Origin of the sequence: Aestuariispira insulae, assembly GCF_003385955.1 — a bacterium.
Taxonomy (GTDB): Bacteria; Pseudomonadota; Alphaproteobacteria; order UBA8366; family Aestuariispiraceae; genus Aestuariispira; species Aestuariispira insulae.
In genome coordinates, this window is record NZ_QRDW01000007.1 from 139,444 (window position 1) to 160,888 (window position 21,445).

Consider the following 21,445-nt stretch of genomic DNA (forward strand, 5'->3'; position numbering starts at 1 on the left):
CCAATGTCACGGAAGTTGGACGCCAGATTGCAGGGCCATGGCACCAAATTCCGCCTCCACGCCCAGCCGCCCTTTCTGGAAGGATATGAGATCCCGGAAACAGTCTGGCTCTCCCCGCCACCGGGCAGCATCCAGCCAGGCCCGTCCGATCATCGGATGTATGTGATCGACCCCAAAGAGAAGAAAGATTTTTACGAAGACCCTTTTTCCCTCCCCTTTAAAGGCCCCGCACATCCCCCTGCTCCGCCTTGCCCGCAAGGCCATTTTGATCATCATGGCCAGGACAGCCGTGAATTCCGTGCCGCCCATATGTATGGAACCGTCCGCCGGGTGCTGGATATATGGGAAGATTATTTCCGCGGACCTATTCCCTGGCATTTCCGCCAGACCCATGACCGATTGGAAATGATTCCCTGGCTGGACTGGAATAACGCGCAATTCGGCTGGGCCTTTATGGAGGCGGGCTATGGCAGGGATGGCCAGGGCAACCGACATGCCTATGCGCTGAATTTTGATGTGCTGGCCCATGAGGCGGGACATGGGCTGGTCTTTTCCATGGTCGGCATTCCCAGTGAGAGAAATATAACAGCTGAATATCGCGGCTTTCATGAATCCGCCAGCGATCTTGTCGCTGTGCTCTCTGTGCTTCATTTCGAGAAATTCCTGGATCGCCTGCTCAGGAAAACCGCCGGTAACCTCTATCTTGAAAATATGCTGAACCGGGTTGGCGAACTCTCGCAAACCGAGGAGATCAGGCTGGCCTCCAACGCTTACCGCATGCGCGACTGCATTGATGTGCGAACCCCGGTTGAAGAGCTGAGTTATAAGCAGGTGCATAGTCTGGGCGAACCCCTGACCGGTGCCTTTTTCGACATATTGGTCGAGATTTATCAAAACAACCTGGTCCGTCTGGGTGCAATTCCGGCTGAGTTAAACCGGGATTCCACCCGCAATTCAAAACTGGCGCTGGCTGGCGATCGCCTCCATAAACAGTATCAGGACTGTTATGCCCAATCTCCTGATCTTTTCCGGCAGGCCCTTGAAATTGCCCGTGATGCCCTGGGATATCGGCTGGCCGAATGCTGGCGTCAGTTAAGAGCCGACCATCTCACTTACGGCGGGGTCGCCAAAACATTCCTTACCATCGACAGGCGTTTGAGCGGCAATTGCTATCAAAACGCCATCATTGAAAGTTTTCGTTGGCGCGAGATTGGGTTTGGGTATCCGCGCAGCCGGAAAGCGCATGAAGCGCACTAGTTCGTATTTTTTCCGGCATGGGGCCGGGACTTGTTACTTTGAGAAGGGGAATAATCATGCCGAAGAAGGTCACATTAGGGGACCCCTACCATTTCACGGTTTATGGACAGGTGGTCGACGGATTTAACATTGATCCCAAGGCGCTGAGCCGCCGTCTCCAAAAATTCCTGGGTCAGGATCCGAAATCCAAGCCGGTCCTGGCGTATATCCACGGGTATATGGTGGATCAGGAACAGGCTTTGCTGGATGAACCGGTGCTGATGCTGATGCCCAATGGCGGGGCAGATGCAAAAGGCTGGGAGGATGCTTTTCCGAAATCCGACTATTCAATGTGGGAACTTGATCAGGACGATCCAAGCCTGGAGATCGCCACACTTGAAGGCACGGTTAGCGAGATCCTGGAAGAAGAGGAATTCGACGACTGGACCGATGCCGAAGAAATGGATGTGGCCGACGAAATCGGCATGGTCAACGACGGCAGCGGCCTGACCCTGCGTGGCGCAGACGGCCGTCTCTACTTCGTGCCCGGCGACCTCGACAGTTACGAGGTGATTGACGAAAACGTGAAATCCGAACTGGCGCTGAGCAACGGTGTCGATCGCCCTGATCTCGCCGTTCGGGAGACGTTTCCCGGGGATGATTTGACCGGTCGTGCGGTCATGGCATCCCGCGCTGTCATGGCATCCCGTGCCGTCATGGCATCCCGTGCCGTTATGGCATCCCGCGCCGTTATGGCATCCCGTGCCGTCATGGCATCCCGTGCCGTTATGGCATCCCGCGCCGTTATGGCATCCCGCGCCGTTATGACATCCCGTGCCGTAATGGCATCCCGTGCCGTCATGACCGGACGGGCGGTCATGTCCAGCCGCCACCAGGATGACGACGAGGATTAATCCCGTCACCAGTTTGATCGTGCTGAACGCCCGGGAGATTTCTCCCGGGCTTTTTTACGGTCACATTTCCGGAAGTCGTCAACGACCGGCATCCACCTCAGTAAGGGCTAACGCACCAATGGTCGCCACTACGGTGCCATGCTCATCCATGAGGGGGCAATCGAGGGATTCGAAGCTTTTCCGCCCCTCGGCCGTCACTAATTCACCGCAACAGCGATAGCATAGCCGGTCATCCACCACTTCCTGAAAATAGCGCGCCAAAGTCCGGGCTTCCTGCTTTTGATCGGTATAGCTGAATGTCTCACCCTTTTGATAACCGCCGACCAGACGCCTAACTTCCCGGCCATTCCGCTGATAGAGGAAACTGCCATCCCCCAACACCCGGACCATGTAATAATTCGGACGGAACTCCACATCACTGTCCAGATTGTCCACGTTCCAGGCGTCAACGCGCGCGCCATCCCGGCGCCATTTCTCATAGAGCCTGCGCACCACATCGGTCTGGAAGGCAACAGAACCCACAACCGGGTAGCGTTCAATATACTGGAAATTATCCTTGCGCCCGGGATTATCATCACCGGGAAGAATCGTTGCTTTTGATCTCTGCGTCATGGTCCCCCCGTTAGAACCTTGATTCCGTTCTTAACTTGCCCCTCCTCCCTCTATAATAGCCATTTCCGTTTAAATTATCGTTAATGGCGAGGCCTTTTCCCACATTCACGCCATTAACTGACAGACAAAGATCCGTTCCGGCGCCGTTCTGCTTGCAGCTTCACACCCCCAATCGCCATAGCAGGAGACAACCTCCAGGCCCGCCGCCTTCAACCCCAGTCGGATCTCCCCCTCACTGGGAAATCGCAAAAGACCCGATCCCTGCCAGACCTCACCACTCCGCCTGTTTTCCCGCCAAATCCGATAGTGAAGACATGATGTTTTGCGGTCATAATCCTGTTTGATTGAACAATCGATCCACTCACCATTCGGCATCCGATAAGACCGATAGGCCTTACGATCGCAGGAGGATGCCAATGGCGAGATATCCCGATTACGGGTCTCAAACACAAACCGCCCGCCCGGCGCCAGGTGACGGCGCACACAGCCGAACAAAGCCGCTTGATCCTCGTCCCGGATCAGATTTTGAAATCCATGGCCGGTCATGAAAACCAGTGGAAAACGGGTTCTCAAATCAAAATCGCGACAGTCGGCTTTGAGGAAGGAGATTGGCAACTCACCGGCAAGGCCGCGGCCATGGACCAACATCGGTTCACTCAGGTCAACCCCTGTCACCTGATAGCCTTCCCTGGCCAGAGGAATGCCGATCCGGCCGGTGCCGCAGGCGATATCCAAAACCGGCCCGCCGGTCTGACGCGCCTGGGCCAGGAAGAAATCCAGATCCTGATCCGTGCCATTTTCCAGATCATAGAGATCCGGCCGGTCATATTCGGAAAGATCGATGTCCCGCATATCCAAACCCCATAAGAAAACGGCCCGGTAACAATACCGGGCCGTCTCCAATCATCAACCGGGAAACCGGTGATTACTTCTTCACGTTTTTCCAAAGACGGCGCTTGGCCGCAATGGTCAGGCCCAGCAGGAAGACCAGGAAGAGAATAACCTTCCAGCCCATTTCCTTACGCTGTTCCAGTTCCGGTTCGGATGCCCAGGCCAGGAAAGTCGCGATATCGCGCGCGATCTGTTCCTTGGTGGCCTCGGTGCCATCCTCATATTCCACATAATCATCGTCAATCGGCGGTGCCATGCCGATGTTATGCCCCGGGAAATAACGGTTGAAATATTTGCCCTCAGCGGTGACATGCTCCTTGAAGCCTTCCTCCAGCTGATGCTTGGTCAGATGACCGGTTTCTTCCGCATGATCCCAGCGTTCTTTCAGCCAGGCATTGGCCGTCTCATCATCCTCTTCATAGCCGGTCAACAGGGCATAGATGTAATCAGCGCCGCTCGCGGTGCCATTACCCTGCATCCATTTGGCAAAGTTGAGGGGGATAGAGCCATAGCCGGTGGCACGGGCCTTGACGATCAGCGACAGATCGGGCGGCAATGCGCCACCATTGCTGGCACGGGCCGCATTGTCGTTGGCAAACGGGCTGACGAATTTGTCAGCCGGGATGGCCGCACGGAAGAACATCTCCCCTTCGTCATCCGGACCGTCCATCACTTCATATTCAGCGGCGAAGGCCTTTACCTGATCCTCGGTGTAACCGAGATCCATCAGGTTCCGGTAGGCAACACGCTTCAATCCGTGACAGGTAGAGCAGACCTCTTGATAGACCTGCAGGCCACGCTGGGCGGATGCCTTGTCGAACTTACCGAAATAACCGGTCCAGGACCATTCCTGTTCCGCCGGGACGATCTTGTCGCCTGCTGCCTGGGCGCCGGTGGCCCCCATCATCAGGGCTGCAGCAAGAGCAAATACAGACTTACGCATTATTCTGGTCTCCTCTTACTTCGCAGCCATGACCGGCTCGGAGATCGAGGCGGGCAAGGGTTTGGGACGTTCGAACCAGCCGATGACCGGGGTCAGGACCAGTAGATGGAAGAAATACCAGAAGGTGGCGACCTGAGAGAGTGCCACATACCAGCCTTCAGCCGGTTTGCCGCCGCAATAGCCGAGCACGATGACATCGGCCACGAAAAGCAGCATGAACCATTTGTAAACCGGACGGTATTTGCAGGATTTCACCTTAGAGGTATCCAGCCACGGCAACAGGGCCACCAGGATCAGGGAACCGAACATGCCCAGAACACCCGCCAATTTGGCATCGATCCCGATCCAGGCCATCGGCCAGTAAAGCGGGAAATCCGGGGTGAAGGCACGCAGGATCGCGTAATAGGGCAGGAAATACCATTCCGGAACAATATGCGCCGGGGTCACCAGCGGCTCGGCCGGGATGTAGTTATCCGGATGACCCATATAGTTCGGTGCGTAGAAGACAAAGAACGCCCAGAACAGAATGAAGGCCACAAGCGCGATGGTGTCTTTCGCCGTCATGTAGGGATAGAACATCACGGTGTCCTGCGGGCCTTTCGGATCAATCCCTTTCGGGTTGTTGGAACCGGCAATATGCATGGCAATGATATGCAGGATCACAACGCCGAAGATCACGAACGGCAGCAGGTAATGCAGCGAGAAGAACCGGTTCAGGGTCGGGTTATCAACCGAGAAACCGCCCCACAGCAGGGTCACGATCGGGTCGCCCACAATCGGCAGAGCCGAGAAAAGGTTGGTGATCACAGTCGCACCCCAGAAGGACATCTGGCCCCAGGGCAGCACGTAGCCCATGAAGGCGGTGCCCATCATGAGCAACAGGATCACGACACCCAGGATCCACAGGATCTCACGTGGTGCTTTATACGATCCGTAATAGAGGCCACGGAAAATATGAATATAAACCACGATGAAGAACATCGAGGCGCCATTCATATGGATATAGCGCAGCAACCAGCCGTAATTCACGTCACGCATGATGCGCTCGACGCTGTCAAAGGCATAGTCAACATGCGGGGTATATTGCATGGAAAGCACGATACCGGTGACGATCATGACGATCAGACACATGGTCGCCATACCGCCGAAGCTCCAGAAATAGTTCAGGTTCTTCGGGACGGGAAAGGCACGGTATTCATGGTGCAGATAGGAAAAAACCGGCAGGCGCACATCGATCCAGCGCACGACCGGGTTTTTGAATTCGGGAGCAGGTCCACTCATCATTCGTCCCCTTAGCCGATTTTCACAACGGATTCATCAATGAAGGCATATTCCGGAACACCAAGGTTCTTGGGAGCAGGCCCCTTCCGGATACGACCGGAAGTGTCATAGTGAGATCCGTGGCAGGGGCAGAACCAACCGCCGAAATCACCTTTCGGCTCGCCGTCCTTGTTGCCCAGCGGAATGCAGCCCAGATGGGTGCAGACGCCGACCATGATCAGCCATTCATCCTTCTGAACGCGATCGCCGTCGGTCTGCGGATCCACCAGGTCATCCAGGTTTACCGCTTGTGCCGCTTCAATTTCCTCCGCCGTGCGATGACGGATGAAAACCGGCTTACCGCGCCATTTAACAACGATGCTCTGGCCTTCCTCAACTGCGCTGAGGTCCACTTCCGTGGAGGCCAGGGCCAAAGTATCTGCGGCCGGGTTCATGGAATCGATCAGCGGCCAGGCAAAAAACGCCCCGCCCACTGCGCCAGTCGCGCCGACAGCAATATTCAGAAAATCCCGGCGGTTCGGTTCTTCACCGTTGGCCGGCTGGCTCACATCAGCCATCTTCGTCCCCTCATTCCGATCTAACAAGCCCTAGGGCAGCTCGAAATATCCGAAAAAATTTCGGCTCGCGTGCACCAAAACGGGCTGGAAAGCAGTCTTTGCGCTCTGCCCGCCCGCGTTCCGGTTAGGGAACGATGCACCATTTATCCGGGTTCCTATACAAGATAAGTCCTTAAATGGAAAGGCCATCATCTAACATTTGCGCGGAAACTCAGGCTTCTATAGTAAATTGGCAACAGATAAAAAACGGAATCCCATCATACGGTTTCCATAGAGAATACGGTGGATCGGCAATGGCTTTGAGACTGGCGCTTTACCAACCAGAAATCCCACAAAACGCAGGCACTCTGCTGCGTTTTGCCGCATGTATGGGCCTCGGCGTGGATGTCATCGAACCCTGTGGATTCGTCTGGTCGGAACAAAAAATGCGGCGTGCCGGAATGGATTATCTAGACGCGGTTGAAATACGTCGCCACCGGTCTTGGGACTTTTTCCGGCAATCCCTGGAAGATGAGGGCCGCAGGCTGGCCCTGCTCACCACCAAGGGCGCACAGGCCTATACGGATTATTCTTTTGCGGAACAGGATACACTGATGGTCGGTCGGGAAAGCGCCGGCGTGCCGGAAGAAGTCCACGCGGCGGCCCATGCACGTCTGTTGATCCCCATGGCGCCGGAAATGCGGTCAATCAATGTTGCGGTTTCCGCCGCCATGGTTTTAGGTGAGGCGTTGCGCCAAACTGGCGGCTTCCCCCAGAGCTGAAGTTCGTCCCCCGGACGCACCCATTTTAGACTTTTCTTTGGAAGGCAGAGATTCGTGAATAGCACTGACACCACCGCAGAGCTTTTGGAAAACCGGAAGACCGAGGCCAGCGCCTGGTTCGAGGATCTGAGGAATCAGATCTGCAAAGCCTTTGAAGATCTGGAAGATGAACTCACCGGCACCAATGCAGACCAGGAACCTGGACGCTTCGAGCGCAAGACCTGGCAACGCCCTGACCAGGTCGGCGAAACCGGCGGCGGTGGCACCATGTCGATCATGCGAGGCCGTGTTTTTGAAAAGGTTGGGGTGAATATCTCTACCGTGCACGGTACTTTTTCCGAGCAGTTCCGAAAGGAAATTCCGGGTGCCGAAGAATCAGAGGGTAAATTCTGGGCCAGCGGCCTTTCCCTGGTGGCCCATATGCATTCACCGCTGGTGCCCGCTATCCATATGAATACTCGCTTCATCGTAACCTCGAAATCCTGGTTTGGCGGCGGCACCGATCTCAACCCCATGTATGAAATCGAGGCGGAAACCCAGGAATTTCACGATGTCCTAAAAGCCACATGCGACAAATATGATCCGGCCTACTATCCGAAATACAAGGAATGGTGCGACGATTATTTCATGATCAAGCATTGGAACGAGCCACGGGGCGTCGGCGGGATTTTCTTTGACTATTTGGATAGCGGTGACTGGCAGACGGATTTCAACTTCACCCAGGATGTCGGCCGGGCTTTCCTGGATATTTATCCGCGTCTGGTGGCACGCCATATGAACGAGAACTGGACAGAGGAACAACGCGAGTGGCAGTTGATCAAGCGCGGTCGCTATGCAGAGTTTAACCTGGTCTATGACCGGGGCACGCGGTTTGGGTTGATGACCGGCGGCAACCCGGAAGCGGTGCTCATGTCCCTGCCGCCGGAAGCACGCTGGCCCTAAACAACAGACTGCTCCAAGGGGGGAGGCGATCAGCCCCCCGCCTTTTCCGGCACACGGCTGGCCAAAGCGACACCAATCAACACGGCAAAACCGGCCTGCCACCAGCTTGTCCAGATCGAGAAATTGGCAAGCGAGCTGATCCAGAACGCGAAGATCACGCCAACCGCCGCCCATCGGGCCTGCCCCAGGCGCGGATCATATAGGATACCACGGGTCAGCAGCACAAGCGCGGCAACCGCACCAACCAGGCCCGGCACCCCGGTTTCGACCAGGACTTCCAAAACCCAGTTATGGGGGTGGGAGCCGATGAATTGCACGGTTTCAACTTTTTTCACCAAGTTCAATGTGATTTCAGCCCGCGCCGAAGGCAGCAGATTGGAACAGTCAATCCCAACACCCAACAGCGGGTTCGCCACGACCAAATCATAGATGAAGCCCCAGATTACCTGGCGATGGAGATCGGGAAACGGCAGCGCAATCTCAGGCAGGCGCATACCGTCAAACGGCATATGGGGCAAAGCCTGGAGGAATAACAAACCACCGATGGAAACGGCCGAAAACCCGGCGACGACAATGGTCCGCTGCAAAATGCCCGGCAGTTTAACCAACAGCCAGCAGGCAGCCGGTCCGACAAAGCCCACCAAGGCCCCAATAACCGCCGCACGGCTGATTTCAACGCCATTGTAATAAATCACCAGGACAGCAACCGGCAATGTCGTCAGAGACAACCAGCGCCATGCCCCCCGGTCCCGTAAGCCCCACCAAAACAATAGGGGCATCGTGCAGGCCACCAGGGATGCATAGGGTTTAAACACCCTGATAAAGCTTAACTCTTTGCCGCGCAAGGCCTCCAACAGGCCCAAAAAGTCTGGGTTTACATAGGCGACGGCAACAATATAGCCACCTATGACCAGCGCACTCACCGTCAAGGAACGCATGAAGATTCCGATCATTTCCTGACGGCTGGCAAACTGTCGGGCAACCTCTGCCGCCAGAAAAATGTAGCCGGCGGAATGCGCCAGGGCGCCCAGAGCGTTTTTAGGATCATAGGCGACAACCGAACTAATCAGCCACCAAAGCAGCATGGCCGAAAGAACCAATCCGTGCGGGGATACAACAAGGCTCCGCCAATGCTGCCAGCCCCGTTCCTGTACAAACCGGTACAACAGAATCAATGCAGACAGGGCAATCGCAACCGCCATGACCGATCGGCCGATCACAAAAAACGGTATGCTGATACCGAGAAATGCGGCCTGAAGTGAAGAGAGGCGCGCCGAAACGGTAGGCAAGTTCATATCAAAGCCTAAATTTTTGGTTATTGTTACGTGACGATTCGCCAGCTTGGCCATGATATAGAAACTCTCCCCTGTACTTCAATTGTCCTTTGCAAGAAAATGCCGCTCTCGCCATTTTGTCGCCCGACCAACACCAACCGGACACTCAATCATGACCGCTAAATCAGCCTATCAGGACCTCCAAGACCGTTTTCAACGCATGGCCGTTTTTTCCGAAGCCATGTCCGTCCTTCATTGGGACATGGCCGTCATGATGCCACCGGGCGGTGCTGAGCCCCGGTCTGAGCAACTGGCCGCTTTGAAGGTCATGCATCACAAGATGCTGACCGATCCTGCGGTCCGGGATCTGCTGGACGCCTCTGAAAATATGGCACTTGATGATTGGCAGCGGGCCAATCTCAATGAAATGCGCCGGGCCTATATCCATGCCGTTGCAGTACCGGAAGACCTGGTGGCGGCAAGCTCCAAATCCGGTATGGAATGCGAGACTTTGTGGCGCCGGGCCAAGAAACAAAATGACTTTGACCTGGTTGCGCCCGCCCTGACCAAACTGCTGGGCCTGACACGCCAAGTAGCCCAGGCCAAGGCGGAAAAATTGGGATGCACAGACTATGACGCGCTGTTGGATGAATATGAACCCGGCGGAAAATCCGCCAATATTCAGCCAATTTTCGACGATTATGCAGCCTTCCTGCCCGACTTCCTGGATCAAGTGCTGAGCCACCAGGAGGCCAAATCCCCTCTGCCGCCCCTAAAAGGACCGTTTCCAATCGAAACGCAAAAGCGGATGACCCGGCAATTTGCCGAAACAGTGGGCTTCAGCTTCACCCGCGGCCGCCTGGATGAAAGCGCCCATCCCTTCTCTACCGGCTATAAAGGCGACAGCCGGATCACCACGATCTATAGTGAGGATGATTTCAGCGGCAGTTTGATGGCCGTGCTGCATGAATGTGGCCATGCGCTCTACGAGCAAGGATTGCCGGATGCCTGGACCCATCAGCCGGTGGGTGATGCAAGAGGCATGACCATCCATGAAAGCCAGTCGCTGATCATCGAGATGCAAGCCTGCCGGTCACGGGAATTCGCCTCCTTTGCCGCCCCGATCTTACGGGAGGCCTTCGGCCATCAGGAAGGGTTGAGTGACGAAAACTATTACCGCCGCAATATCCTGGTAAAGCCGGATTTCATCCGGGTCGATGCCGATGAAGTCACCTATCCCGCTCATGTGATCCTACGCTTTCGGCTGGAACAGGCCATGTTGAAGGGTGATTTGACAGTGGCGGAGTTGCCCGGCGCCTGGAATGAAGGCATGACCTCCTTGCTGGGCATCACCCCGCCCACCGACACGCTTGGCTGTATGCAGGATATCCACTGGTATGACGGCGCTTGGGGTTATTTCCCGACCTATACTCTAGGCGCCATGACCTCGGCTCAGCTCTTCCAGGCCGCAACCGAGGCCGATGCCGCCATCCTGCCGGCCATTGGTAAAGGCGATTTCTCGCCCCTGCTTTCCTGGTTGCGGACGCATGTGCATGGGCAGGGCTCGCTGCTCAGCACCGATGAGCTGGTCAGCCGCGCGACGGGACGGCCACTGGATCCGGAAGCCTTTAAAAACCACCTCAAACGCCGCTATCTCAGCGATTAAGCGCTTGCAACCGGCCCCGTAATTCCTTTGAATAGTGCCGGTTTTGGAAAAAACACAGCGATAGCGTCTGAACAGACCGTCCGCCTTCTTCTTTGGGGAGACCACAGCGTGGAAAAATTACAAGAAATCGTGCCGCCCGGCCTGCTGGAAAGTGGTTTGGATTACGCGATGCAAGCCCTCATTGCCATCCTGATCCTGATCGTAGGCTGGACCATCGCTGGCTGGGTCAAACGCCTGACCCTACGGGCGATGAACAAGATCCCCAATATGGATGCAACCCTGAAGCCACTGCTATCCAACATCGCCAAATATATCGTGATTATCATCACGATTATCGCGGTCCTCTCCGAATTTGGTATTGAAACCACCAGCATCATCGCTGTTCTCGGTGCCGCGGGTCTGGCCATTGGCCTGGCCTTGCAGGGCACTTTGCAGAATATCGCAGCCGGTGTGATGATCCTGATTTTGCGCCCACTGCGGGTCGGTGATTTTGTCGAAGCCGCCGGCACCAGCGGTGTTGTGAAGGAGATTGGGCTGTTTACAACCCAGTTTACGACGCTGGACGGCCTTTTCCTGTCGGTTCCGAACAGTTCCATTTGGGGCGGCATGGTTAAGAATTACAATATGAACCAAACACGCCGTGTGGATTTGGAAGTAGGCATTTCCTATGACGATAACCTGACCGAGGCACTGACCTTGCTGGAAACATTCCTGAAAAGCCGCGACAAGATGCTGGCCGATCCGGCCCCGGCCGTCATGGTGATGGCACTGGCCGACAGCTCGGTGAACATCAATCTGCGCTGTTGGGTCAACACACCCGATTATTGGGCTTTTGTCTGTGATCTGAAACGGGATGTGAAGGTCCACCTGGAAGCCAACGGATTTACCATCCCTTATCCGCAGCGCGATGTGTATCTTCACCAGGTCGAAAAAACGTCATGAACGGATTGCCCAAACGCCTTTTCCCGGACGTCTTTGGGCGCTAAAAGCAGTAACCGAGTAACACAGGGGCAGCCATCCGGCTGAAAAGTAGCGATGAAATATGTCAGTACACGGGGCAAGGCACCGGAGTTGAATTTTGACGAGGTCCTGCTGACGGGACTGGCCCGCGATGGCGGCCTCTATGTTCCGGCTGCCTGGCCAAAGCTGACAGAAGATGACCTGCGCGAGATGCGGGGTCTCTCTTACGAGGAAATCGCTGCACGGGTGATGTATCCCTTTGTTGAGGGCTGCATCCCGGAAGATGATTTCGCCCATCTGGTGGCCGACGCCTATGCCGGTTTCGACCATGACGCAACCTGCCCCCTGAAACAGCTGGATTCCAATACCTGGGTCATGGAACTGTTTCATGGTCCGACCCTGGCCTTCAAGGATGTGGCGCTGCAACTGCTGGGCCGTTTGTTTGATTACGTGCTGAAAAAGCAGGGCAAGCGGGTCACCATCGCCGGGGCCACCTCCGGCGATACCGGCTCCGCCGCCATTGAGGCCTGCCGGGACCGGGAAGCCATCGATATTTTCATCCTGCATCCGCATAACCGTACCTCCGAGGTGCAGCGCCGCCAGATGACATCCGTCCTGTCGATGAATGTCCATAACGTGGCGGTCGAGGGCACCTTTGACGACTGCCAGGATCTGGTGAAAGCCATGTTCAACGACCTTTCCTTCCGGGACGAGGTCAATTTGTCTGCGGTCAATTCCATCAACTGGGCCCGGATCATGGCCCAGATCGTTTATTATGTTTATGCCGGTGTCAGCCTGGGTGCGCCGGAACGCGGCATCACCGTTTCCGTGCCGACCGGAAATTTCGGGAATATTTTTGCCGCTTATGCCGCCCGTGAAATGGGCCTGCCGATCGATCAGTTCATCGTCGGCTCCAACAGCAATGACATCCTGACCCGTTTCTTAAGTGACAATGACATGTCCATGAAACAGGTTTCACCCAGCCTGTCGCCCAGCATGGATATTCAGGTTTCCTCCAATTTCGAGCGATTGCTGTTTGATCTTCTGGACAGGGATGGCGAGGAGGTTGAAGAAACCATGCAGCAATTCCGCGCCAGCGGCAAAATGCCGATGGAGGAAGACCGCTGGCGGCGCGCAGCCAAAGATTTCACCGGCCATTGCCTGGATGACAATGAAACCCTGGCGGCAATTGGCGCGATCCACGAGAGCAGCGGCGAACTGGTCGATCCCCATACGGCGGTCGGCATCATCGCCGGCTGGACCCAGCGCAAGGACCCGGCATCACCCTTGGTCTGCATGGCCACCGCCCATCCGGCCAAATTTCCAGATGCGGTTGAAGAGGCCACCGGTATCCGACCGGCCCTGCCGAACAAGCTGGCCGACCTGTTCGACCGGGAAGAGCGGTTTGAGGTCCTGCCCAATTCCGTGGATGCCATCCAGACCCGGATCCGCAAGTCCAACAGTGCCGGCAGCGCTGAATGACGCAAGTACGAACCAGCACCCTTTCCAACGGGCTGCGCGTTATCACCGACCGGATGGATTCGGTCGAATCCGTTTGTATCGGCGTCTGGGTCGGCACCGGCAGCCGCGCGGAGACCGCGCCCATCAATGGCACGGCGCATTTTTTGGAACATATGGCTTTCAAGGGCACGACCCGGCGGTCCGCCCTTGATATCGCCATGGAAGTGGAGGCGGTCGGCGGCCATTTCAACGCCTATACCAGTCGCGAAAACACCGCTTACTATATGAAAGTGTTGCGCGGTGATGTTGGCCTGGCAGTCGATATCCTGGGCGATATCCTGCAAAACCCCAGCTTCATAGAAGCGGAGTTTGAGCGGGAGCGTGGGGTCATTCTTCAGGAAATCGGACAATCCCTGGATACCCCCGACGACATCATCTTCGATTATTTCCAGGAAACCGCCTTTCCCGATCAAGCCATTGGCCGCCCTATTCTGGGGACAGCCCCGCTGATCCGGGATTTCCAGCGCCAAACCCTGATTGATTTCATGAAGGCACGTTACCAGGCCCGCAATATGGTCCTGGTGGCCAGCGGCGCGGTCGACCATGACATGATCGTCGCCCAGGCCGAAGAGGCCTTTGCCAACCTGACCAATGACCCGGTGCCGGAAATTGACAAGGGCCGCTATCAGGGCGGTGATTTCCGTAAGGAACGGGATTGCGAACAGGTGCATCTGTTGCTGGGTTTTGATGGGGTCACCTATGGCGGGCCGGATCATTTTGACGCCCATATGCTCTCCACCCTTTTGGGGGACGGCATGTCTTCGCGCCTGTTCCAGGAGGTGCGTGAGAAACGGGGCCTGGTTTATTCCATCTATTCCTTTTCCAGCGCCTTTTCCGATTGCGGCCTGTTCGGCATTTATGCAGGCACCGGTGAAGAAGAGGTTCGCGAACTGATTCCCGTGGTCTGTGATGTGCTCTCCAGCCTGCCGGAAGACCTCACGGAAGAAGAGATCAGCCGCGCCCGGGCGCAGCTGAAATCCAGCCTGCTGATGGGATTGGAATCAACCAGCGGCCGGGCCGATCAGTTGGGCACACAGATGCTATCCTACGGGCGCGCGCTCAGCATGGACGAGATCATCACCAAGATTGATGCCTGCACCCGTGACAGCGTTGCCAGCCTGGCCGGCCGCCTGTTCAGGGGCACCCCCACCCTAGCCGCCACCGGGCCGCTCAGCCATTTGGAAAGCCATGACCAGCTAACGGCGAGGCTTTAACATGCTGGGGCTGCTGTTTGGATCGCGAAACAACACGCGCCTAACCGGCCCCACCGTGCATATCCGCCCCCCGAAATCCCGTGACTATGCCGCCTGGTCCGCCCTGCGCGAAGAAAGCCGCGATTTCCTAAAACCCTGGGAACCCACCTGGGCATCCGATGCCTTGAGTAAACGCGGCTTCAAACGGCGCCTGGAACGGTTCAACCGCGAATGGGAAGACGGCACCGGCAGCCCGTTTTTCATCATCCGCAATGCGGATAGCCAATTGGTCGGTGGCATCACCGTTTCCAATATCCGCCGCGGGATCGTGCAAACCGCCAATATTGGCTATTGGACCGGTCTGCCCCATATCCGTAAGGGTTACATGGCGGAAGCCCTGCAGCTGACCCTTGACTACTGCTTCCGCATCCAGGGTTTGCACCGGGTGGAGGCAGCCTGCCTCCTGCGCAACAGTGCCAGCCGCAGCCTCCTGGAATCAAACGGCTTTACCGAAGAAGGCCTGGCGCGCCAATATCTGTGTATCGACGGCCAATGGCAGGATCACGTAACCTATGCCATCCTGCGCACCGACCCGCGCCCGATGCCGGCTGTGAAAGAACCTTAAGTCTTCAACCACACAAAAACCGATCCACCAAGGCCATGGCGGGGACGGCATGTTGCGATTCCTACTGCGGATAAACCGTCATGTAGAATGCACCGGCATCTATGGCAAAAGGCGATCCATGCAAAGCGGTCAGGGCACCGGTGCTCTGGTTAATCGAATAGCCCGATACATTGTGGGATTGTGCGTTGCCGATATAGCCGTATTGGCCGGACGGGCTGATGGTGAAACGCGTGGCGAATGTCCCTCCGGTCCCGAAGGGCGAACCGGTGATTTCCGTCAGGGCACCGGTTTCCTGATTCACAGTGTAGCCGTGAATGACATTGGCCTGACTGTCCGGAACATAGAGAAATGATCCATCCCGGCTCATCGTGAGATAGGTGGGGTCATAGCCAAAAGTTACCGATCCGGGATCAACTGTAGACAGACTGCCGGTCGTGCCATCCACCTTGAATATCATCGGCACGGATTTATTAAAAAAATTAATGGCATAAGCAAAATTACCGGACGGCGACAAGACCATTCCGGAGGCGGCCACCGCATACCGGCCGTCTTTGACCTCGCTGACTTCGCCGTTGGCTTGATCGATGGAAAAGACATAGCCCTTTTTCTCGTACCCGGCCTGAATATAGAGATTATCGCCGGCCGCATCCATGACCAGGTTGTTCCCTGCCTCAAGTGCCATCGGCATGCCATTAATGGCCGTCAGGCCCCCGGTTCCGGCATTCAGGCTATATCCATAGAGATGACTGTTCGCCAATACATAGACATATTTCCCGGTAGGATGGATCTTTGGGGAAAAAGGCGGTCCTCCCAAGGCATATGGGGAGCCGCTGGCCTGGCTCAGGACGCCATTGCTGCCAATAGTGAAAACTGCCAGGGACTGAGTGATATTATTCGTTGCGATAGCGGTGGTGCCGTCCGGCGAAAATTGCAGCTTGCTGGGACCCCGGCCACCGGAATCGGAATTGGCCAGGATTGCCAGCTGCCCTGTGCTCACATCAAAGCTATAGGTTGTAATGTTGTTATCGTCATAATTTGCAGTATAGGCATAATCGGCCTTAGGGCCGATCACCAGGAGCCTCGCACCGTCACTGGAGGCAAAAGGGGTGCCAGGCACCGCAGTGAACGCGCCGGTCGTTTCATCAATGCTGTAGCCGTATATCTTGCTATAGTGTGGCTGAGGCCCATTGTCCCTGCTTGGAGCCAGGTCCGGGTTCGTCATAAAGATAAAGTTGCCATTAGACAGGGCGGGTGCCGACAGACCTGACAGGGCGACCATGACTGCTGTTGCCATGCCGGACAAACGGATCAATTTCATTAAATTTCCCCCATTTGATTATTACGAAACAGTAATATCTCCCATAAGAAGCAATATATGATTGTTTAACCTGTTAAAATTGTAAATGAAATTCCATCAAAACGGGATTTACCAAGCACAATACCTCTTTAAGATATCCCTGCAATAGAATGGCTGGGCCTGCGAGAACTGCTTGGCCTTCATCTCTTTGGAGCTCGTTTGGATGATGCCTCCACAACCAATTGAAGCCAAACCGCTTTGACCAAAAGCCTGCTGCGGGGCAGTATCTGTTTTATTAACGACCAGTAGCAGGATAGAGAGGTTCACGCGATCCTGTGCGTTTAACCGCAAACGGTGGCGGCGGGAGGGCTCTCTGATAATCTCGTGCGAGGGGAATCTATGTTAGATGACAATCTCAGTCTGCTGAATCAGCAGGGCCAATCCGATCTAGCGGAGCGCATCAAAAACCAGGGTGATGACCGGTCCCGCCTGGAAGGCAGCCTGGATCAGGGGCCGGTCAATCTGTTTGACGACAAGGGCAATCCCTATTATGGCGATGACGCCTTGCGCCTGGCCGACGCTCAGGTCGAGGGATATCTGAAACAGCCACAGCGCTATTTCGCCGAACCGCCGCGCCATGGCGGCGACAGCACCGGCCTGTATCATGATCAGCTGATCAGGGAGTTGCTGCAGCAATTTTCCAAAACCGAGATTAATGCCAACCCCGATGCAACCGGTGGCTATCTGGTGCTGTTCGGGCTGGGGCTTGGCCTGCAGATCCCCTTGCTGCTTGAACGCCTGCCGGTACGCAACCTGATCATCATTGAGCCGAACCTGTCTTTCATCCGCCATGCGCTTGCCCTGCAAAGCTGGGGCAAGATCTATCAGGATATTGAAGACCGGGGCGGGGAGGTTTCCTGGATCGTTGACAACGAACCGACCCGGGCGGCATATGCCCTGCTGCATGGCCTGCGCAGCCGCGATTATCCGCTGGTCGACGGCAGTTATCTGTTTCCGCATTATCAGTCGCCCTATTTCGATGAGCTGGTTTCCTGCTTTCGCGAAATTCAGGTGAACCTGCGGGCCTCCATGGGTTTCTTCGAAGATGAATGCCTGATGCTGAAAAATGCCTGGCAGAATTACCTAGGCTATGCAGCGGGTTATTTAGGTGCTGATGCACATATAAGGAAAACTCTGCCGGCCTTCATCGTCGGCAGCGGCCCCTCCTTTGACGAAGCCCTGCCCTGTCTGCGCGAAAACCGTGAGCGCGCGGTCTATTTTTCGGTCGGGACCGGGATCTCCAGCCTGGTCAAACATGGCATCCAGCCCGATTTCCATTGTGAGGTGGAAAATACCGCCCTGACGGTCGAGGCCCTTGAAAAAGCCAGTCCCGGCGGCTTCCCGGAAACCGTGCTGATCGCGGCCAACACCGTGCCACCGGAAACCGCAGCAATGTTCAAATCAGTGATTTTTGTGCATCGAGATTCCGTGGTGCCCACCAGACTTCTCACCGCCGACGATGCCTGTGTGCCGCTGGCGGTGCCGACCGTTGCCAACATGGCCTGCCGGGCGGCCATGGAATTCGGCTTTCCTGAAATCATTTTGTTCGGGGTGGATTTCGGCTCCCGTCAGCCGGACAATCATCATTCAAGCGCGTCGGTCTATGAGACCGAAGGCAGTGATTTCTTCAGATCCGGTGCTGGAATGGCCGCTCTGACGATCCCGGTGGACGGCAACCGCGGCGGAACCGTTTACACCAACCGCAGTTTCCTGAATGCCAGGATCTATCTGGAGCAACTGATCGCCAGCAGCAGCGGGTTCAAAATCTACAATGCCGGTAACGGCTTGCGGATCGAAGGCACTTTGCCCGCCCTGCCGGACCAGGTCCAGCTCAACAATCCGCCCGAGGCACGCACGGCCCAGCTGGCCGGTATTCTGGATCACATCGTAACCGTGCCGGCAGGCACGCTTTGCGATACCGAGCGGCTTTCCGAATTTTCACAGACTGTGGCCCGGCATTTCCAAAATATGATCGAAGCCCTTGATGCCAGCCCGTCCCCGGATGTGGCGGCCCTCTACGACCAACTGCGCCCATTACTTCAGCAGGGCCAAGGCGATATCGCCCACGGGGTGGAGGCGGCCAGCCGTGCGCTGGCATCGGGTAGCCTCATGATGATGGTCCAGACCGCCTGGTTCCTGGTCAGGCGTATGGATGAATCAGACCAACAGCCTTTCTGGGACCGGTTCCGGGAAGAGATGAGAGATCAATTGGCGGCCATGCAGACAGCAACCGACCGGTTACTGGCTTCCCTTTCATCAGACTGAGACTATGATCCCCGGCATTGTGCCGGGGATCTTCCATTGTCAAAATTCCACTTCGACCGGTCCCAGCGGGTTTGAACAGCAGGCCAGGATATAGCCCGCCTCGATATCGGCGTCATTGATGCCGCCATTGTGGACCATGTGCACATCCCCGCTGACCTTCTTAACCTTGCAAGTGCCGCAAACCCCGAACTGGCAGGCATTGGGGATATGAAGACCCGCTTCCTTGGCGGCGGCCAGAATGGTTTCGGATTCCTGGATCTTCACTTCCTTGTCGGATTTGATAAAGCTAACCGTCGCTTTATTGCTTTCATCGATGATCACATCATCATGTTCGGGGGCTTCCTCTTCCGAGGCCACCGGCGCGGAGAAGCTTTCTTCATGATAGCGATCCATATCATAGCCGGCGCTGTTCAGAATATCGCGTACCGCCTGCATATAGGGTTCCGGACCACAGCAGAAAATCTCGCGCTCCATATAATCCGGACAGATCAGTTCCAGCATCAATTGGTTCAAGCGGCCGGTATAGCCGGTCCAGGCACCATATTCGTCCGGACGTTCACAGATATAGGAAAGCTTGAAATCCGAAACTCGCGCGCTCATTCCCTCCAGTTCGCGTTTGAACAGAAGGTCGCTGGGGGTTTGGCAGGATTGAATGAAAGAAACATCCGTATGCATACCATAATCGAACAGCCACCGGGTCATGGACATCAGGGGTGTGATGCCAACCCCGCCCGCCAGGAACAGATATTTATCCGCCAAGTGGTTATGCAGAGTAAAGATGCCGGCAGGCCCATAGGCCTTCACCTCCATCCCCTCTTTCATATTCTCGTGCAGCCATTTTGAGACATAGCCGTCTTTCGTCGCCTTTACGGTAATCGTGATGGAAAGCGGCCGGGACGGGCTGGAGGAAATGGTGTAGGTGCCATGCACGACCTTGCCGTCAATCTCCAGCTCCAGAGTGATGAACTGCCCCGGCAGATAGAGGAACCAGGCCTGGTCCGTGGTCTGGAAACAGAAGGTTTTCACATCATGGGAATCCTGCAGCACCATAGAGCAGATCAGTTTCTGGTTATGGCTGTCCCAAGGTTTGCTCTGATTGAGGGCGGAGATGGTTTTTACAACGGACATGGTGTTTCTCTTTTATCTTTTCGGAAGGCAAAAGGCGGGAATGTGCAGTCACACATTCCCGCCTGAGACCATTAGGCTGACAATAGTTTCATATCAGGCTGATCTTCCAGGATCCGGGCTTCCATCTCTGCGCAATACCAGTCGATGAAATTCTGCACACCAAATTCGATCGTGTCGGAATAGGGCCCCGGCTCATAGGCCATGGAATTGATGCCCTTCTGGTTGTTTTCCGCCAACTCCCGGTCCTGCTCATTGGTGGCTTTCCAGACCGTGGTCAGTTTATCCAGGTCATAATCAACGCCTTCCACTGCATCTTTGTGAACCAGCCATTTGGTGGTGACCATGGTTTTCTGCGGTCCCAGAGGCAGCACCCGGAAGGCCAGCACATGATCGGATTGCAGATGGTTCCAGGTATTGGGCAGATGCAGCATGCGCACCGACCCAAGGCCACGGTCGGTCAGATTCCCCAGCATCTTTTCGCAGGCCGGGGTACCGTCGATGGTCATGCTGTCGGCTTCGTTGATGAAGGGCAGGCGCACGGCGCGATATTGCAGATTGGCCGGGGTCGGTTCATGAGGCAGCCCCTGGGCGGACCATTCCCTGGCCTTGCGCTCCATCAGATCCTTGTATTTGGGGTCAATACGCGGATCATCGGAATTATCAAATTCCGCCAGGGTATTCAGCAGCTCGGGATGGGACCCGGCGCAGTGATAACATTCCCGGTTATTCTCAATCACCAGCTTCCAGTTGGCATCTTCGATCAGGGTCTGTTCAAAAGCGACCTTGCTATTGTCGATATCATGGGGCGCCAGATAGGGTTCCACTTCTTTGCGGAATTGATCAAAGGCTGGTGGGTTCTTTGCCAGGCTGATGAAGATATAGCCACCGCATACCTCCAGATGAACCTTTTTGAGCTTGTAATCCGTGGTCTTGAATTCGGGGCCCATATTGCCCGCAAAGATCAGGCTGCCATCCTGATTGTAGGTCCATTGATGATAGGGGCAGACCAATTTCGGCGCATTGCCTTTATCCTTCAGGCAGATTTTCGATCCGCGATGGCGGCAGGTATTGAAAACACCATGGATCGAGCCATCCGGGTCGCGGGTCACGATGATCGGGTTATTGCCGATGTCAACGGTGAAGAAATCCCCGCTGTTGGGGATGTCACAGGTCAGGCCGACATAGATCCAGCCTTTTTCCCAGATATGCTTCATATCCAGATCAAAGAATGCCTGGGCATTATAAAATGGCTGTTCCAGTGAGAAGTTGGCCTTGCGCCGCAACAGCATGGCCAGCATCCGGTTTTGCGTATCCATAAC

Annotated in this window: 19 protein-coding genes; 10 read left to right on the forward strand and 9 right to left on the reverse strand. The window is 55.7% G+C overall.

Translation table 11 applies throughout. The features are described from left to right. The first annotated feature begins 3 nt into the window (after positions 1–3). Entirely contained in the window at positions 4–1,257 is a 1,254-nt protein-coding gene (locus DFP90_RS16245; RefSeq protein WP_115937571.1) for a gluzincin family metallopeptidase, read from the forward strand. 56 nt (positions 1,258–1,313) lie between these two features. Further along, positions 1,314–2,150 carry a hypothetical protein gene (locus tag DFP90_RS16250; RefSeq protein ID WP_115937572.1) on the forward strand — a complete coding sequence of 279 codons (837 nt, stop codon included), beginning with the start codon at positions 1,314–1,316 and terminating at the stop codon, positions 2,148–2,150. Between the two features lie 78 nt (positions 2,151–2,228). Here DFP90_RS16250 and DFP90_RS16255 read toward each other — a convergent pair whose 3' ends face one another. The 5 genes from DFP90_RS16255 to petA all read right to left on the reverse strand — a co-directional run bounded on the left by DFP90_RS16255 (position 2,229) and on the right by petA (position 6,434). Next, entirely contained in the window at positions 2,229–2,762 is a 534-nt protein-coding gene (locus tag DFP90_RS16255; protein WP_115937573.1) for a PAS domain-containing protein, read from the reverse strand. Between the two features lie 105 nt (positions 2,763–2,867). Then, positions 2,868–3,614, reverse strand: coding sequence for a class I SAM-dependent methyltransferase (locus DFP90_RS16260; protein WP_115937574.1), 747 nt, complete (start codon positions 3,612–3,614; stop codon positions 2,868–2,870). A gap of 73 nt (positions 3,615–3,687) precedes the next feature. Beyond that, positions 3,688–4,596 carry a cytochrome c1 gene (locus DFP90_RS16265; protein ID WP_115937575.1) on the reverse strand — a complete coding sequence of 303 codons (909 nt, stop codon included), beginning with the start codon at positions 4,594–4,596 and terminating at the stop codon, positions 3,688–3,690. 15 nt (positions 4,597–4,611) lie between these two features. Beyond that, complete coding sequence (locus DFP90_RS16270) at positions 4,612–5,880, reverse strand: cytochrome b (protein WP_425452179.1); 1,269 nt, start codon at positions 5,878–5,880, stop codon at positions 4,612–4,614. A gap of 8 nt (positions 5,881–5,888) precedes the next feature. Beyond that, the gene (gene petA / locus DFP90_RS16275; RefSeq protein WP_115937577.1) at positions 5,889–6,434 is read right to left on the reverse strand and encodes a ubiquinol-cytochrome c reductase iron-sulfur subunit; all 546 of its coding nucleotides are present in this window, start codon (positions 6,432–6,434) and stop codon (positions 5,889–5,891) included. 293 nt (positions 6,435–6,727) lie between these two features. On the opposite strand from petA, the gene DFP90_RS16280 reads away from it, so the two are divergent. Beyond that, complete coding sequence (locus DFP90_RS16280; RefSeq protein ID WP_115937578.1) at positions 6,728–7,195, forward strand: tRNA (cytidine(34)-2'-O)-methyltransferase; 468 nt, start codon at positions 6,728–6,730, stop codon at positions 7,193–7,195. 54 nt (positions 7,196–7,249) lie between these two features. Beyond that, positions 7,250–8,137, forward strand: coding sequence for an oxygen-dependent coproporphyrinogen oxidase (gene hemF / locus DFP90_RS16285; protein ID WP_115937579.1), 888 nt, complete (start codon positions 7,250–7,252; stop codon positions 8,135–8,137). A 29-nt stretch (positions 8,138–8,166) separates the two neighbouring features. On the opposite strand, the gene DFP90_RS16290 is transcribed toward hemF, so the two are convergent. Further along, the gene (locus DFP90_RS16290) at positions 8,167–9,432 is read right to left on the reverse strand and encodes an O-antigen ligase family protein (protein WP_147301039.1); all 1,266 of its coding nucleotides are present in this window, start codon (positions 9,430–9,432) and stop codon (positions 8,167–8,169) included. Between the two features lie 151 nt (positions 9,433–9,583). Here DFP90_RS16290 and DFP90_RS16295 point away from each other — a divergent pair, with 151 nt between their 5' ends. The 5 genes from DFP90_RS16295 to DFP90_RS16315 all read left to right on the forward strand — a co-directional run bounded on the left by DFP90_RS16295 (position 9,584) and on the right by DFP90_RS16315 (position 15,376). Next, the gene (locus DFP90_RS16295; RefSeq protein WP_115937581.1) at positions 9,584–11,077 is read left to right on the forward strand and encodes a carboxypeptidase M32; all 1,494 of its coding nucleotides are present in this window, start codon (positions 9,584–9,586) and stop codon (positions 11,075–11,077) included. Between the two features lie 108 nt (positions 11,078–11,185). After that, positions 11,186–12,019: a mechanosensitive ion channel family protein gene (locus tag DFP90_RS16300; protein WP_115937582.1), complete on the forward strand. Its 834-nt coding sequence runs from the start codon at positions 11,186–11,188 to the stop codon at positions 12,017–12,019. A gap of 93 nt (positions 12,020–12,112) precedes the next feature. Beyond that, complete coding sequence (gene thrC, locus DFP90_RS16305) at positions 12,113–13,519, forward strand: threonine synthase (protein WP_115937583.1); 1,407 nt, start codon at positions 12,113–12,115, stop codon at positions 13,517–13,519. Next, complete coding sequence (locus tag DFP90_RS16310; protein WP_115937584.1) at positions 13,516–14,772, forward strand: M16 family metallopeptidase; 1,257 nt, start codon at positions 13,516–13,518, stop codon at positions 14,770–14,772. The genes thrC and DFP90_RS16310 overlap by 4 nt, the downstream gene beginning before the upstream one ends. A gap of 1 nt (position 14,773) precedes the next feature. Then, the gene (locus tag DFP90_RS16315) at positions 14,774–15,376 is read left to right on the forward strand and encodes a GNAT family N-acetyltransferase (RefSeq protein WP_115937585.1); all 603 of its coding nucleotides are present in this window, start codon (positions 14,774–14,776) and stop codon (positions 15,374–15,376) included. A gap of 61 nt (positions 15,377–15,437) precedes the next feature. Here DFP90_RS16315 and DFP90_RS16320 read toward each other — a convergent pair whose 3' ends face one another. Then, positions 15,438–16,694: a lactonase family protein gene (locus DFP90_RS16320; protein WP_115937586.1), complete on the reverse strand. Its 1,257-nt coding sequence runs from the start codon at positions 16,692–16,694 to the stop codon at positions 15,438–15,440. A gap of 378 nt (positions 16,695–17,072) precedes the next feature. Here DFP90_RS16320 and DFP90_RS16330 point away from each other — a divergent pair, with 378 nt between their 5' ends. Then, positions 17,073–18,998: a motility associated factor glycosyltransferase family protein gene (locus tag DFP90_RS16330; protein ID WP_115937588.1), complete on the forward strand. Its 1,926-nt coding sequence runs from the start codon at positions 17,073–17,075 to the stop codon at positions 18,996–18,998. 39 nt (positions 18,999–19,037) lie between these two features. Here DFP90_RS16330 and DFP90_RS16335 read toward each other — a convergent pair whose 3' ends face one another. Both DFP90_RS16335 and DFP90_RS16340 read right to left on the reverse strand, forming a co-directional pair. Then, entirely contained in the window at positions 19,038–20,126 is a 1,089-nt protein-coding gene (locus tag DFP90_RS16335) for an FAD-binding oxidoreductase (RefSeq protein ID WP_181905407.1), read from the reverse strand. Between the two features lie 71 nt (positions 20,127–20,197). Further along, positions 20,198–21,442: an aromatic ring-hydroxylating oxygenase subunit alpha gene (locus DFP90_RS16340; protein WP_218044701.1), complete on the reverse strand. Its 1,245-nt coding sequence runs from the start codon at positions 21,440–21,442 to the stop codon at positions 20,198–20,200. Positions 21,443–21,445 lie beyond the last annotated feature (3 nt).